At 51.7% G+C, this 14,187-nt stretch carries 13 protein-coding genes; all 13 read right to left on the bottom strand.

The genetic code is table 11. The annotated features are described in order from the left end of the window. Window positions 1-118: 118 nt before the first annotated feature. The 13 genes from QQZ12_RS00465 to QQZ12_RS00405 all read right to left on the bottom strand — a co-directional run bounded on the left by QQZ12_RS00465 (window position 119) and on the right by QQZ12_RS00405 (window position 13,814). Window positions 119-1,111: a helix-turn-helix transcriptional regulator gene (locus QQZ12_RS00465; RefSeq protein ID WP_102991532.1), complete on the bottom strand. Its 993-nt coding sequence runs from the start codon at window positions 1,109-1,111 to the stop codon at window positions 119-121. A 180-nt stretch (window positions 1,112-1,291) separates the two neighbouring features. Beyond that, window positions 1,292-1,609, bottom strand: coding sequence for a hypothetical protein (locus QQZ12_RS00460; protein ID WP_102991531.1), 318 nt, complete (start codon window positions 1,607-1,609; stop codon window positions 1,292-1,294). 298 nt (window positions 1,610-1,907) lie between these two features. After that, complete coding sequence (locus tag QQZ12_RS00455; RefSeq protein WP_102991530.1) at window positions 1,908-2,219, bottom strand: hypothetical protein; 312 nt, start codon at window positions 2,217-2,219, stop codon at window positions 1,908-1,910. A 71-nt stretch (window positions 2,220-2,290) separates the two neighbouring features. Then, window positions 2,291-4,906, bottom strand: coding sequence for a type IV secretory system conjugative DNA transfer family protein (locus QQZ12_RS00450; RefSeq protein ID WP_123827400.1), 2,616 nt, complete (start codon window positions 4,904-4,906; stop codon window positions 2,291-2,293). 114 nt (window positions 4,907-5,020) lie between these two features. After that, window positions 5,021-6,148, bottom strand: a complete 1,128-nt coding sequence (locus QQZ12_RS00445; RefSeq protein ID WP_102991528.1) for a peptidoglycan DD-metalloendopeptidase family protein — start codon at window positions 6,146-6,148, stop codon at window positions 5,021-5,023. Further along, window positions 6,132-6,701, bottom strand: a complete 570-nt coding sequence (locus tag QQZ12_RS00440; protein WP_102991527.1) for a hypothetical protein — start codon at window positions 6,699-6,701, stop codon at window positions 6,132-6,134. The genes QQZ12_RS00445 and QQZ12_RS00440 overlap by 17 nt, the downstream gene beginning before the upstream one ends. A gap of 21 nt (window positions 6,702-6,722) precedes the next feature. After that, window positions 6,723-8,198: a CD3337/EF1877 family mobilome membrane protein gene (locus QQZ12_RS00435; RefSeq protein WP_102991526.1), complete on the bottom strand. Its 1,476-nt coding sequence runs from the start codon at window positions 8,196-8,198 to the stop codon at window positions 6,723-6,725. Window positions 8,199-8,243: 45 nt separating this feature from the next. Next, window positions 8,244-10,724: an ATP-binding protein gene (locus tag QQZ12_RS00430; RefSeq protein WP_102991525.1), complete on the bottom strand. Its 2,481-nt coding sequence runs from the start codon at window positions 10,722-10,724 to the stop codon at window positions 8,244-8,246. Then, a complete protein-coding gene (locus QQZ12_RS00425; RefSeq protein ID WP_022737745.1) occupies window positions 10,721-11,119 on the bottom strand; it encodes a TcpE family conjugal transfer membrane protein in 399 nt (132 codons plus the stop codon). The genes QQZ12_RS00430 and QQZ12_RS00425 overlap by 4 nt, the downstream gene beginning before the upstream one ends. Further along, window positions 11,116-11,376: a hypothetical protein gene (locus QQZ12_RS00420; protein WP_146130625.1), complete on the bottom strand. Its 261-nt coding sequence runs from the start codon at window positions 11,374-11,376 to the stop codon at window positions 11,116-11,118. The genes QQZ12_RS00425 and QQZ12_RS00420 overlap by 4 nt, the downstream gene beginning before the upstream one ends. Before the next feature lie 4 nt (window positions 11,377-11,380). Then, window positions 11,381-12,292, bottom strand: a complete 912-nt coding sequence (locus tag QQZ12_RS00415) for a conjugal transfer protein (RefSeq protein WP_189318963.1) — start codon at window positions 12,290-12,292, stop codon at window positions 11,381-11,383. A 2-nt stretch (window positions 12,293-12,294) separates the two neighbouring features. Then, window positions 12,295-12,927 carry a class D sortase gene (locus tag QQZ12_RS00410; RefSeq protein ID WP_223248016.1) on the bottom strand — a complete coding sequence of 211 codons (633 nt, stop codon included), beginning with the start codon at window positions 12,925-12,927 and terminating at the stop codon, window positions 12,295-12,297. Next, window positions 12,924-13,814 carry a hypothetical protein gene (locus QQZ12_RS00405; protein ID WP_102991522.1) on the bottom strand — a complete coding sequence of 297 codons (891 nt, stop codon included), beginning with the start codon at window positions 13,812-13,814 and terminating at the stop codon, window positions 12,924-12,926. The genes QQZ12_RS00410 and QQZ12_RS00405 overlap by 4 nt, the downstream gene beginning before the upstream one ends. Window positions 13,815-14,187 lie beyond the last annotated feature (373 nt).

Here is a 14,187-nt window from a genome sequence, read left to right as displayed (position 1 = left end):
TATTAGAGACTGCCTAGAGTTAGTTGTTGCACTTCTGCCCATGATCTCGTGAGGAAAGCGTTTTTTGCATCGGCGCCAATGCGCTCACAGGGAGACTAACGTTTGTACCTCACCCAGCTCAGGGAAGTTGAAGTTCGCCTTGGCCGTCCATTTGCCGCCCGTAGTGTCGCAAGACCGCTTGTGCCATCTGGATGATTTTCGTTCTTAGTGCGGCTGGGGCGCGCACCCGTATCTGATCGGCAAAACCCAACACATACTCTGCCGCCTCTTGTTCTACATCAAACCACAGGGTGGCAGGAATCCAGCCATCCGGCAAGGGGGCGTCCGTTTGAATCTCTTTAACGATGCGTCCGCCAAACCGAAGCCGCTCTACAATCGCTGGGGACAACTCCACTTCAATCCGATATTGCGGAAGGTTTTCAACAAAAGCTTGTTTCGACTCGTGCCAATAACCGGCCAGCCGAAACGAGGCAGGGCGAATGAAGGTTTCCTCCAACCGATCCACCGCTTGTATGCGGCTCATTCGATAGGTGCGCATGCCTTCTCCAGTCCGCGCAACGACATACCACTTGCTTCCCATCGCCACCAAGCCCAGCGGATCGATCTTCCGCTCCACGATGTGCCCGTCTGCGCGTTCGTATCGAATGCGCACCCGCTGCTCACGCCACACCGCCTGTTGCATCTCCCTAAAAAACCGGCCCCTGTCCGTGGTCTGCCTCCATGTGCTGGTATCGACATAGATGCGTTCCCATATCTGCTCTGCCGCCTGACGATAAGCGCTCGGCATAGCGGCCATCAATTTCTGCCGCGCCAGCCGCGCCTGCCCAGCTATCCCCAAATCTTGCAACACATGCAGCGAAGGCGCAACAAACAAAGACGAAATTTCCTCCCGGTTGAGCACCGTCAACTTCGCGCGAAAATCATCCAAGAGGCGCCAACCCCCTGCTTTTCCCCGTTCGGCCACGACCGGGATACCAACCGCGCTCAAAGCATCCATGTCACGGTGAATCGTGCGCACGGAAACTTCCAAGGCTTGAGCCAGCTCTTTGGTGGTCATTTTCCCGCGTTGCTGTAGAAACAATAAAATGGAAAGCAAACGGTCCGCCCGCATGTTCCCACCTCCTGTCAGTCACATCAAGTGCACGTCGCCGGACTTCCCCTGTTTAAACAGAAAAGCCAGTCTGTTCCCTGATGGCGCACTTATCCTCAATCCTACAGATCATGTTGCCCCACACACCCCTCACTCCAAACAAAATAGCACCCAAACCCCATCGGTTGGATGCCATCACCTTTAAAAAGACAAAAGGAAACTGTAATATATCGTCACAAAAAGCATAAGCAAAAACACCATGCTGTAAAACTGCGTGAAGATGCGCAAAGCCGGCGACTGCACCCGCTCTTTAACCAGGGCAAGAATTTTGCGAGCGAGCCACACAAACGGCGGTACCAAGAAACCCAAAATGAACGCGTGCACCCATCCGACATACAACGTGCGTTGCCACTGGGTCGCTTGCTCCATCGAAAAGCCGAGCCACATGAGCATCCCCCACCGGCCAGCCAGAAACACCGCAATCAAGATGACGTAATATACCATCCACTTCCGTTGCACAGACCAACCCTCCATCTGCGAATTCATCTTTGTCAGTATAACAGATGGAGCGCCATAGGTGTATGAGTCGCCGAAACACAGCATACGGCTGAAGGTGGATGTTGAGCCTGCACTTTTGGACGCTTCAACGGAAAATGGCTTCGTTGCTGAACTTTGGGTGCGGGCAACCATCGCATCTGTGGACGCGATCACCTCATTGCCCGCTTTCGGCTCAGCCGCACTGCTTTATTCCATGCTCCCTTTCCTGCTACTTTTGAAACCTTCAAGAAACACGCCAGAAAGCTTATATTTGGTTAGGTCATTTTTTGATATACGCCATCAATTTCCAGACAACCAAGCGCAACAAGCCCATGATGACAGCGGCCACCGCGCTCGTCAGGATGTTTTGGTCCATATAAAAGTGAAACATAGAGAACCCAAGTACCACCCAGGCAATGGAAATACTAAGTGTGGCCGACCAGAACAGTAAGCCGCATAACACGGCAAACGAAATCACCATAAACGAGGTGGATTGGATGGAACTTCCCACCACATAAGAAATGAACGCGACTTCCACAAATAGGATGACCGACCGGAACAACTGGAATATCGCCTTAAACATATTGAACATCGTCTTCGCCTCCACCCCTCGGTCTCTTGGTAGCAAACCGATCCCGGCAGGCGCGGGATCGGTTGTCTCTTTTAATTCGCTGATTCGGAGCGTTTGTCAAAATAGAGGGACTGGTTCATATATTCGGCGATTTCGTGATCCACTTCTTCGATCGGGCGAACTTCGGATGACTCTTTCATGATCTCCAAACCCCACTCCAGTCCCCACTGCAAGGCATCATCTTTCTCCTTGGTGCGGTGATCTGCCACTTTCCCATCGGGCCGGTAGACCACCGGCGGTTCATTTTGCACGACACAGGTGGTCACATCACTGCGTTGGCGCCGCTTTGAGCGGATGTATACGGCGGCGTGCCGTTCTGGCAACTTCTCCAAAAAGCTGGACGTGACGTGTTTACGCGTAATGCTTTCCACTTCGTCCGACCCTTCTGTTTGTCCGCAACTCAACACCATCCCGATATTGGACCGGATGGCTTGCATCAATTCCTCGTTGTTGAAATGGTCGATTTCTCGCGTGATCAATCCCATGCCAAACGGATACTTGCGGTCTTCTTGCAGGATTTCCGTCAGTAGCGGAATTTGCACCAAGTGCACTTCATCCACCATCATCAAATGGAATTTGGAGCCTGTGGTTCGTTTGCGGGCCACTTGGTAATATTGGTTGATCAGCTGCCCGATAGTTACCAGGATGTCATAATCTTTGAGCCCGTAAGTGTCAAACATCACCAGATGACCTTCATCCATGTATTTACTGATGTCCAAACTCATCTCTTTCTGGCAGAACAACCGGCGCATGGTCGGACTTTGCAGCAAACGGTCAATCCGGTGCAATACCCGCTCCGCCTCCCGCTTCAATTCCGCTTCGTCGACATTGGCCCAGAAGCGCTTGACATAAGGGTCCTGCACATTTTGGATCACTTTGTTGCGAAACGCGTTGTTGCGGAAAATATCATCAATACCCAAGATGGTATGCGTTTCACTATCTTCCAACAAACTTTGGATTGCCATCGCCATGAGGCGTTTGGAGCGGGACAGCGCCTCATCCGCTTCCTCAAACGTCACCAGCACCGTCGCCAGCTGTTCAGCCAGCTGGTTGGTCGACATCCCTTCAACTTTGTGCAACAAGTTTAATGACGGAACATGGGTCGCATCGTGAGTAAGGTTGAAATGGTGAATCTTCTCTTTTGGTACATTCACCCCCACCTTCTCGGCGATGCGCAGACGGTTCTCGATGATGGGAATGATCTCCCGCGCCGGGTCGATGATGGTGAAGCCCGGTGCTTCATCGGGGTTATCGAACCACTCATCCAGAATGGATTGAATCATTTCTACGGCCAGGCTTGATTTTCCCATGCCGCTGGCCCCGGTCAAGATGAAGTGTTTGCTGAGCTGTTCGTAATGAACGCGCACTTCCCGCTGTTCGAGCGGATGGTGGATTTTCCCGATCAAGACGCCATCGGTCCATTCATCCGGCTTCAAAGAGCGTTGGTTGTCTTCCAAGTGCACGATATAGCCGCGCGTGTCAGGGCCTTCCTCCTTCGCTTCCTGGTAAATGTAGTGGTTAGATGGCGGAATGTGCAAAAGGTTGGCAATCTCATCCCCCGTCCAAGTCATGATCGTCCAGGGATATGGAATCGGAACCAAATTGTTGTCTCTCAATGGATTCCACCAGTCATGGCGGATGAATTGGATCGCTCCATCGTATTTGAGCGCCGTTTCCACCGATTCGGCGGTAGAGCGCACGACAGAGACGGAGTTTTCAGAATTGGACCAGACCGACAACCGCACATGAAAGCTCAGTTCCCGCCCGGTGAAGCGTTGCACCAAGCTGACACGGCGGGAGCGCTCTTCCGGGTCCATATCTTTCGTTTTTTTCCGCTTCAAGTCATCGACAGCGTCTTCCGTCCGCTCCTCCACCTCTTTCCAGCTGACAGGAGAGAATTGAAGATCCAGATACGTTCCCGGCCGCAAACAGTTCAATATGCTACCCAAATGACTCTGTTTCTTCTGACTCAACGAAGCGAGCGGCAACCCTTTGTTCTGACCGATCTTAAAGATGAAATGCCCGCCCGAACCACCTTTGTCCGGCCCCGGGAACTGCTCCTCAGGAATGTCATGTAGCTCTGCCGCGGGATAAACGCTACGTAGCGTGTCTTTCACACTGTTTTCCTTATCCCCCGGATAAGCGAGATAAATGCCAATCTCCTTGCTGTTTGCCGGCAGAGCAAACCGGAGTCGAAACCATGGGCGGCCGTACCGCAGGCGCATCCGGATAGGACGAACCATGCCGCCAAACGTTCTCGTCAATTCTTCTATTTTATCCAGGTCCAATTCGATGCGATTAGACGGCAGAATCCGCAAGTAACGCACTTGCTCCTCCGCCCGTTTCCGATAATGGGACTTGGTCATCAGCTGAGTGCCGATGATCCCTCCAATAATGATGATCGCTAAGAGGATGACGAGCGGAATCCAAGATGACAATTGGCCGCCAAGCCATTGAAAAGTGTTACTCACCGCTTCCGTCGCTTCTTCGGCCTTTCCTTGCTCACCGAACAGTCCCTCCAGGAACCGCCAAGCGTACAAGACGCCGATCAACAGGCCTAAGCCGAGAACGCCAAAGAAAAAATATCTTGCGACAAGGCTGAGCTGGTCATCGCCGCCTTTTGGAACTTTATTCCACTCACCGAACAACATACTCCCACCTTTCTCGCCGAAATGCCCACTTCATTTTCACATTTTCGACAAACATATCCTCTTACAAATTCGCCATCTAGCGCGGGACAACCTCTACTCCATCTGACCCGCTCACTGCTTCACCACTAAGCTAGGGTCAATCAGTTGCCCGTTCTTCCGCACCTCAAAATGCAAGTGCGGGCCGGTGCTCCATCCGTTTGATCCCACCAAGGCGATCACTTGCCCCTTGGAGACTTTTTGGCCGACGCGGACTTTGACGTCTTCAGGGTACATATGCGCATACAACGTGCGAAACCCATTGCCGTGGTCGATGACCAACATCCACCCGTAACCGCTGGCTTCACGCGACTCCGCCACCACGCCTCCGTCGCTGGCCAAGATCGGGCTGCCCGCTCGGTTGGCGATATCTAATCCCTCATGATAGGTGTATACTTTCTTCACTGGATGAAAACGCATGCCGAAGGGCGATGTGATGCGTCCCCCTTGCACGGGCCAGACAAATTGGCCAGTTGAAATCCCGGTTCCCCCCGCCGTCAGCACAGGATGGGCAAACGAATCAGCATACCGCTTAACCTTCAACACATAATTCTCATAATCGTGGTTGTAGCGCCAGATGGGCCCCTTCCTGCCAAACCAATCTTCGCCTTGGCTGTGGTTGGCCGCCAGATAATTGGCCGTGGCGTAAATGGCATCGACAGGATCATACGGATCAGCCTTGCCATCCCCGTTGCCATCCACCCCGTAACCGCCGTATTTGGCAATGAGACTCGGGTTGGTGATGTCCACGGAATCAGGCAAATCCCCGAGCGCTGTTCCCCCTGGGTAAGACCAGCCGACCCACGTTTTATCCATAAACTGGGTGTGGCCCTTCGCCCCCACCGAACTCACACTCAAATCTTGGCCGAAGTTGGTTTCTACCTTGTGGATGGCGGCTAAAATGTGCCATGGTACCCCATACTTCTTGGCAGCTGCCTGATAAATAGGTAGGTATTTTTGCGCCACCTGCGGGAAGCCTTCGGCCACTTCCCATTGTTCCACTTCGCTCCCCGTTTGTCCCTCGGTGAAGAGATTCAAGAAGAGAAGCCCTAGTAGCGCGCAGACAAACAGAAAGAAAATCCCCCCACCAGCCAGGATGGAAAGAAACAACACTTTCGCTTCACGGCCGGTTTTTTCTTTTCTTCCTTGAATGATGTACGGCTTCTTGATCGTGACGGTCGCAGGTCTACTCGAGGTTGCCACGTGCTTGCGCCTCCTCCACTACCCAGCGCTCCCCGTCAGCATTTAAGAGCAGCTGGTAAATCCGCTCCACCGGCAGGGACTCCTTCGGCCCTTTTTCCATCACGATCACTTCCGCGAGGCAGGAAACGCGCGACGCCACCGCCTCACAATCCATTCTGCCTTGTTTGGAGAATGCTGTGGACACCGTGTCTTCTGGCGAACGGGCCTGGGTCGCCTCTTGCTCCAACACCGCATAGTGGGAAGGCGTAGTCAGGCTTTTCAGTGACGCCAGCCAAGCGTCTCGTTGTTTAAAATCCACCGTCGTATAAGCTTGAATAAACTGTTCGGCGACCCGTTTCGCCTGTGCCACCTCTTCAGGCGTCACCGAAGTAGACTCCGTGTCAGACCCAACTGCGGCCACCGGCCCCTGAATTGGGCGGGAGGTCTGATCGGCGCCTCCCACCCAACCGAGCCAGATGAGCAGATACTTAACTGAAAATCCGACGATGAGAAACACGCCGAGCACCAACGCAAACAATTTGCGGCGACCACTGGGCAAATCTGTATTAAACATGGGTTGCGCCCTCCTCTTTCCCTATTTGCGCAACTTGATTTTCCCCGCGCGCGCGGCCAGATTTTCCGTATATTTCGTAACATAATTGATCGGCATCTCAATATTGAGTTCGCCTTTGAAGTTATCCATTTTGCCCATCGGCGCCTTCATGATGCTGAACAGTTCATTCCGCTTCCAAATCACGCCGACCACCAAGATCAATTGCATGGCGATGGTCCAGATGTACCCCACCTTGTCAGGAGGGTTCATAGCGTAGAGAAATTGGGAGATGGTAAGCAGCATGCTGAAAAAAACGCCGACGATCAATTTAATCACTTGATACCCGATAAACCGTTTGAACCAGTTTGTTGCCACCGACGACCAATTGGGATTAAGCGCCATCAAGAACGCAAACGGAGCGAACAAAGCGATCAGCACAAACATGAATTGGTAGACAATCATCGCCCCGGCGATGATGAAGAAAAGCAAGCCTAAGATCAAATGGGATATGCAGAGTAGCAACAACAGAGTCAACCGCTCAAATACACCCATCGTCGTCACCATCGGATTGGGTTCGATGCCCCGCTCACTGCTTCCCTTCTTCTCATCGATCACCGCTTGTTTTCGGGCACTACTACCCACTTTGTGATTCAAGATCTTGTTAATCCGTTCTGGCGTAATCTCTTTGTCAATCGACGTTTTGCCGTATTGCAGCATGATATACGGCTCGTAAACCATCATGTTGTACAACTTGTCAGCGATGATCAGCGAGGAAACGTCAGCGGGATAAGTCACTTCATCATCACTCAACTCCGCTTGGAAATCGATTCCTACACCCATCACCTCTTGGCTAAGGCCGCTACTGATGTCATTGAAATAACGCATAACCCCGCCCGCATTGGCGAAGAAGGCCATTCCCAAGATCAGGATCACCACGCTGGTAATCATCGATGACAAGGCGTCTTGCGTCTTCTTCTTGATGATCCCTTGATAAGCGATAACCGCCCCGGCAATAATGATCATCATCAACAGAAAATTGCCCATCAAACCGGTCTGGCCGAACCCACTTCCGTTGAATCCGGCCAGTTGCTGCACCGCTTTTTCCACCGCATCTGCAAACTCGTCGACAATATCGAGGGAAAAAGCGTTTTCTACGATCAAGATGACAGTGAAGTTCCATGAGAGCAACGCTTGCCACACCAAATTGTTTACATGGTGCATCATCATATAGCCCGAATCGGCGGCCAAATCATACAATTCCCAAGCTTGCCGTTCCTCCAGGGTCATCTCCAGCGAATAGCGACTCGGCTTGTACTTGGCGAACTTCGTCTCATATCCTTTGGCTTTGGCGCGATCAATCTTCTCTTCTGGGAAAATCGTGAGCAAGTCACTGACCAAGTTGAAACCTTCTGATTCTTGCTTCGTCTCCTCCGCATAGACCACGCTTCCGCTTCCTGCACTGCCTCCCATGATTAAGAGAGTAAGAAGGAAGACAGCGATCCATTTTCTCCCCATCATTGCGTCTGGTCCCCTTCGTTTCAAGCTATCCAACCACAACCCTCTTCATTGGCGCACCGCTTCCAACCCTGGCTGTTTGCGTGAGCCTGGACGGGTGTCAAACGCCGTGAACAGGCGTTCTTCCAATACGCGAATCTCCACTTCATTGACGCGCTTCTCCAGATCGGACATCAGGCACATCCCTGTAGGTAAGTTGCGGATGGTCTCAATGTTGTTTTCATCCGCTTCAATCCCCAAGATTTGACATGCCGCTTCCGCTTCTTTGGTGTCACGGCAACGGAAAACAAACCGGCACCCCAGATTGGATCGAATCTCTTCACCCAGCATATCTTTGGCGTTTTGACTGATCAGGTAGATGGCCGCGTTTTTGCTCCGCCCGGTGCGCACCAGCTCCTCTAGGATCGCTCGGCCTTCCCGCACTTTGGCCAACCGCCAAGATTCATCGAACAACACCAGCTTGAACTCACTGGACGGCTGGTTGGAGAAACGGCGGGAAAAGTCCGAAATGGCCATCAAAAGAGCAATTGCCATACGCCCAAAGTCGGTTTGGCTCTCTTCCGGCAATTTCAAATCCTCCACCTGTAAGATGGTAAGCGGCAACGACAAATCAATTGCCTTCTGCGTTCCATCGCCAAACAGCAACTGTCCTTGCCCTGAGGTGGCCAGGTAACTCAGCACATCGACAATCTCTTCCAACGAGTCCTGCCGCTTTTCTGGAGCTTCACGCAATCCCGCTTTTAGCGTATCAATCACTTTCATCATGGACGGCCGCTCCGCATGTTGCACCACATGGTCCACGGCTTTGCCGATCACAATCGCTTCATAGGTGCCATCTGCGGCGCGAGCGAGGAATTGAAGAATGCGTTTGGCCGTTTCCGTTGCGGCGGCCCGATCTTGAATGCTGTGCGCGCCCACCAACGGGTCCAGCTTGCCACGGTCCTCCGCACTGGCCCGCAAAGTGACCACGCGGGAGATGTCCTTCAATTCTGGCAAATATTCAGGCCAATGCGCCCGTTCATCTTTCGGGTCAAAGATCAACACTTTAGCCCCCGACAGCAGGGCTTGGTATGCTAGAAGATTAGCCCCCAACGACTTACCTGCACCCAGCGATCCGATGAACGCGGCAGAAGCTGTCGTGCTCAACTTCTTATCTTTGGGTCCACGGTCATGCTGGAAGAAAACGGGCAAATTCTGCGACATGCCGATGAAGTACCCTTGCCCGTCACCCAGTTGCCGTGTCGCCCCAATCATGCTGGCGCCGACCGCGGCCGGGTCCATGAAGTGAACATAATCCGTGATGTACCGTTTGGCGCCGGGTATGAATTCATTGAAAGCGCGCCACTGGTCTCCGTACGGCACCTCTACTTGGATCATCATGTCGCTGTACATGTCACGCACGGTTTGGATGCGCAAGTTCAGTTGCTCTTGGTTGGACGCGGACACGCAAAGCACAATCGACGTATTGATCAACGGAAATTTGTCGGTGCGTAGGTTACTCTCCAGTTCGTTGGCCTCTTGGCGGCTATTCAAAATGTGGTAGGAGGTTTCTTCCCCGCTTTCAACCGCATGTTCATCTTCTGCTTTCAGCTCTTTTTTCTTGTTCAGCACTTGTGACAGTGCCTTCCCATACTCAATCGTCTCTGTCCTGACCGAAGCCTCCACCGGAAACGATAACCGCTGCAAGCAATACAGCCATTCTAAACCGGGAAACGGAGCCTTGTCGGGAATATGAGACAAGGTGAGGAAGGCCATGTACCCTTGTTTTGCCTGGTTGCCAATGAATTGTTCCACCACCAGTTGCCGGCCATGGGAGTCATCGAACCGGCCTTCTGCCAATGTGAGGATATCGCGCCCTGGCCGTTTGGCCTTCTTGCCTTTCACCTCTACCGGCACCGCTTGCGGCACCCAATCTTTCCGCCGCGGTGTGTCGGCAATTCCCCTGTAAAACCCACGCCGGATCAACCACTCCAAATCCGCTGGATCGACCCGGCGCGCACGCAAAAAGCTGTTAACCCGGGAGTAGATCAGCTCTTCCTGCACTTGGTAAGCTTCAATCTCCTCTTGGAAAACCTCCGGCATATCCGTTCCTGCTTGGTTGTTGAGGTACCGTCTGAAATCTTTCCAAATGTAGTTGAGCTCGCCGAAGAACGACAACCCCTTGACAGTGGTCGGTTTCAACTTCACCCCGATGAAAAAGCGGTGTTGATGGATGTCTTTGCCGCGCAAGTGGTCGATGGCCGTCTGAATGTGACGCTTGCCAGCCTCCCGCAACCCTTCACACAGACGCTCCTCCATCGCTTGGCGATGCTCTTCCAGGCTCTGGTATTCGGGTACGACCAGCGCATGCGTGTCAGCATGAATGTTCCAATAAAAAGCCTCCAGATTTCCATGGAGGCTTAGTTTATCGTCGTTGGAACGATAATCGTAGTTAAACGGCTGCAGTTCATAGTAAGCGTAGACAGAGCCTTCCGTGCCAAACACCAGGTTTTGTTCAAAATATTTAACGGGAAATTGGATGCGCGTCATTCTTGATCCCCCCTGGTTGTATTGCGATAAGGTACTACACCTTCATATTGGTAATATTTTTGCTTCGGCCGCTCAATCTCTTGGTAACGCGCAAAATGGTGAGGGGCGAAAAAATGCTCCACCACTCGCAGGAGAAAGCGGTGTGGTGCTTTGCCATCCAATGTCTTACGAGTGAAAAACCAGGCCACTAAGGCTGGAATCCCGATAAACTTAACTAGAAAGTAGTCAACCCAACTGATGGGAGGAACACGGTTGAGGATAACCATGATAATCAAGGTTCCGACGAAAAACGCCATCTGCCGGTATGACACCGGCAGCGGCAAATGGACTCCCTGAATGGAGTATACGGTTTTTTCAATGCGAAAAACCTGGTTGTAGACGCGAATTTGCTTCATTTGAGGACAGCCTCAAACAACCAGCGGAATCCGTCGGAACCCAGCGAAGAAACCATTTCCGGCTGGAAGATAAACACACTCACCAGCATCGCGAACAAAGCAAAGCCGATGAAAGCAGTGAACGCCCTCTTCCAGAACAGCGTCAAACTGATGAAAATCACAGCCAAAAAGAAGATCGAACCAATCTCCCCACCCAGCGTCTCCTGCAGTTTTTTCCCCGGAGTATCAGCCAACAACATCATTGTGCTTAAATTCATCATGCTAGATCTCCCCTTGTCCCATTCTCACAACATACCAACGGTCGCCTTCCCGGACGAGGTCGAAGGTGTAATGGTAAGCCATCTCTGCTCCCGAAGACAGATCCTTCAACTGCACGTCACAGGTGACGGCGTAAACATCGCCTTGTTTGCGGACGGATAAGTTTTTCAAATCCATGAATTGCAAGATATCCTTCAATCCGGCGGTGGGCGTACTATTTTTTTGGAAATAAGCAATTTCCTGCGGTTCGCCCGTGGTGTACACTTTCCAGAAGGACTTCATGAATGTTTCCACCTGGGAACGAATCTCTTCATTAACCGCCTCCCCTTGTTCCTTCTCATCCTGCCCTTCCGGTAGTTGGCGAGAGGAGGGCACCGGTGGAGCCACCAAATAAGGCGTGTCCGCAACCAGATAAGAGTTGCCCACTTTCTTGATCGAAACCACCATGTAACGGTCAACCCGTTTCTGCATTTTGGCATTGCCGACTTTGGTCAAAATCGTTTCGGCGAACACCGTCACATCTATCACACCAGAGCGATCGGGCCGCTCTTTGATATCCCAAGCCGCAACATAGCGGGCATATGATTCCCAGTCAGCTTGTTTGAAATCGAGTCCCGCTTGCACATCCATGTTGTTGTGCAAAAACGGACTTAAGCGCTCCGCGCGGGAACTCTCTTTGCCTTTAGTCCAAAAGAAATATTCGCGGACAAACTGCTCGGCAAACGCTCGTTCTGAGAAGTGAGCTTCTAACCCTTTTTGTGCGGCTTGGTTGTCCGCAGCGGCAATTTTCCGAGGCGGAACCGGGATCAATCCGAATTGGACTCCCAAGACGGCCGTCGCGCTAACCGCCGTGTAGAGTATCAATGCCCAGAACAAAAAACGTATGAAAGTACGACGAATCATCGGCCGTTCCATGTTCATCCTCCTTGTTCATCCGGAGCTGATTCATCCAGCTTCTGTTTTAATTCAGATTGAATGATGTAGCGTTCTGGAGCCGGCCCGACAAATGTGAATGGATAACATGTCGTCAACGTGAGCACGGGTTTCCCATGGGGGACGATTACTGTACGGTCATCCGGTTTTGTAACCCACGTCTTGGTAATAACGTAAACAAAGGTCCCCTGTTTGGTACGAACTCGGAGCTCATCTCCTTTTTTCAGTTGGCCAATTTTGCGGAAAACCGTGTCGCGATGGCCGGACAAAACCGCGTTGTCCGGCTCGCCAGGCAATACGCTTCCAGCGTAATGCCCCACCCCGCTCGCCAATTCGTCTTCATGCGTCCCCTCGATGATCGGCATGCGCGCGTCCAACTTGGGGATGAGCAAATCGGCGAAGTGTTCCCCACGCTTTGGACGCTCCTCTTTTGGCACCACCACCCACTGGTCAGCATCTTTGCGCGGTGGCGCTGACTTAAGCTGAGGCGCCTCTTGCCCCGAGCCGGCCGCCGTCGTCACCACCTGCAGTTTTTCGATATAATTCACCGCAGAATAACTGGCGTAAGCGACGCCAGCCGTGACCAAAGCGAGCGCGATGGCGCGGTCCCACTTCAAGAACGCTTCACCCGGCTCCGTCTGAACGCGTAAAGCGAACCGATTAGCGCTGTGGCGCCTCCGATCAACACCCCGTTCAAATCATTGCCAGCGGTGTTTGGCAATTGCCCCCCGTCCATCGTTTTGGGCAACTCGGTTGAGCGGGTGTCGGCAGTCGTCTTAATGGCGTCCTGTTTGGTTCCGGCATCCTTTTTCTCCGTTGAGAAAGCCTCCAGCGACACTTCCCCTTCGACCACCCGCACAGGTTCTTCAATGTGTTGGTTGGTGGATGGGTGTTGCTTGGATTCCTTCTGCGGCTTCATCGTTTGTTCCGACTGATTGAGCTTAGGTGAATGATGACTGGATAAATGATTGTTAGTGATTTGATCTTTGCGGGCAGGCTGTTCAGACTCGGATGTTGGTTGCGATTTTTCTTTTTCTGCGACCACTTCACGAGGCTTTTCTTCGCTAGGAGGCAATTCTGGGGATGTGGATTTCACTTCATCCGGTTGATGTTGTTGTACTTGTGGTTTTTTAGGGATTTCGACCTCTTGCGGACGACGGTCTTCAATGCGGCGTTCCAAACCCACATTTTTTCGCTCTGGAGCTGGTTGTTCCTGGGTGACTGAAGCTTTGCTCGGCGGCAAGTCAACAGGCTGGTTTGTGTCGGGGCCCACCTCGTTTTCGGCAAAGGCGGAACCGACGCCCATCGTTAACCCTGTGACGAGGCAAAGTGATAAAGCAGCAGCAGTATGATTGGGGTTTCTTGCGGCGAATGATTTAGGTCTGCGACGGTTTCCTTTTTGATTAGGATATTCCAGGTCAAACTGCCTCAACAGGTTGGAATAGATGTTACGGGAATGAACATCCGTACGCCAAGAATCCAAGATTTGTTTGGGATCTTTCATAAAACCCCCTCCTCTTATATTGAAGAAACACTTATCAACTGCTATTGGTTATCGATGCCGACCGTATCCGCGCCGAAAACCGGGAATAATTGCCGTATCATTTCACATTTTACTCATATTAACAATATTTTGACATGGCTCCCCAGTATATCGGTCGTTCTCCCATTCTTTTTCCTATAATATTACACAAATCATCACGTTTTCAACACAATTTTGTAAAATCTGTACCAAGGATTATTCCCTTCGTGATCGAAATGATATCCTGCATTTTTTTCTTTATCCGCTTTTTTCTTCGTTACATCGATAACCATAATAAACCATTTACATCTGCTTATAAATACGGTTTTTGTCAAATATTAAAAAAATTATTATA

The organism is Laceyella tengchongensis, assembly GCF_900182735.1.
Taxonomy (GTDB): domain Bacteria; phylum Bacillota; class Bacilli; order Thermoactinomycetales; family Thermoactinomycetaceae; genus Laceyella; species Laceyella tengchongensis.
The sequence above is the reverse complement of the archived record's forward strand: the minus strand, read 5'-3'. Positions and strand labels throughout refer to the sequence as shown.

Bases quoted from the DNA above. Each gene is read 5' to 3' on its own strand.
- QQZ12_RS00455 (WP_102991530.1), bottom strand. From the start codon at position 2,219: ATGTTCAATATGTTTAAGGCGATATTCCAGTTGTTCCGGTCGGTCATC.
- QQZ12_RS00425 (WP_022737745.1), bottom strand. From the start codon at position 11,119: ATGAAGCAAATTCGCGTCTACAACCAGGTTTTTCGCATTGAAAAAACC.
- QQZ12_RS00465 (WP_102991532.1), bottom strand. From the start codon at position 1,111: ATGCGGGCGGACCGTTTGCTTTCCATTTTATTGTTTCTACAGCAACGC.
- QQZ12_RS00405 (WP_102991522.1), bottom strand. From the start codon at position 13,814: ATGAAAGATCCCAAACAAATCTTGGATTCTTGGCGTACGGATGTTCAT.
- QQZ12_RS00430 (WP_102991525.1), bottom strand. From the start codon at position 10,724: ATGACGCGCATCCAATTTCCCGTTAAATATTTTGAACAAAACCTGGTG.
- QQZ12_RS00440 (WP_102991527.1), bottom strand. From the start codon at position 6,701: ATGTTTAATACAGATTTGCCCAGTGGTCGCCGCAAATTGTTTGCGTTG.
- QQZ12_RS00415 (WP_189318963.1), bottom strand. From the start codon at position 12,292: ATGGAACGGCCGATGATTCGTCGTACTTTCATACGTTTTTTGTTCTGG.
- QQZ12_RS00420 (WP_146130625.1), bottom strand. From the start codon at position 11,376: ATGAATTTAAGCACAATGATGTTGTTGGCTGATACTCCGGGGAAAAAA.
- QQZ12_RS00435 (WP_102991526.1), bottom strand. From the start codon at position 8,198: ATGATGGGGAGAAAATGGATCGCTGTCTTCCTTCTTACTCTCTTAATC.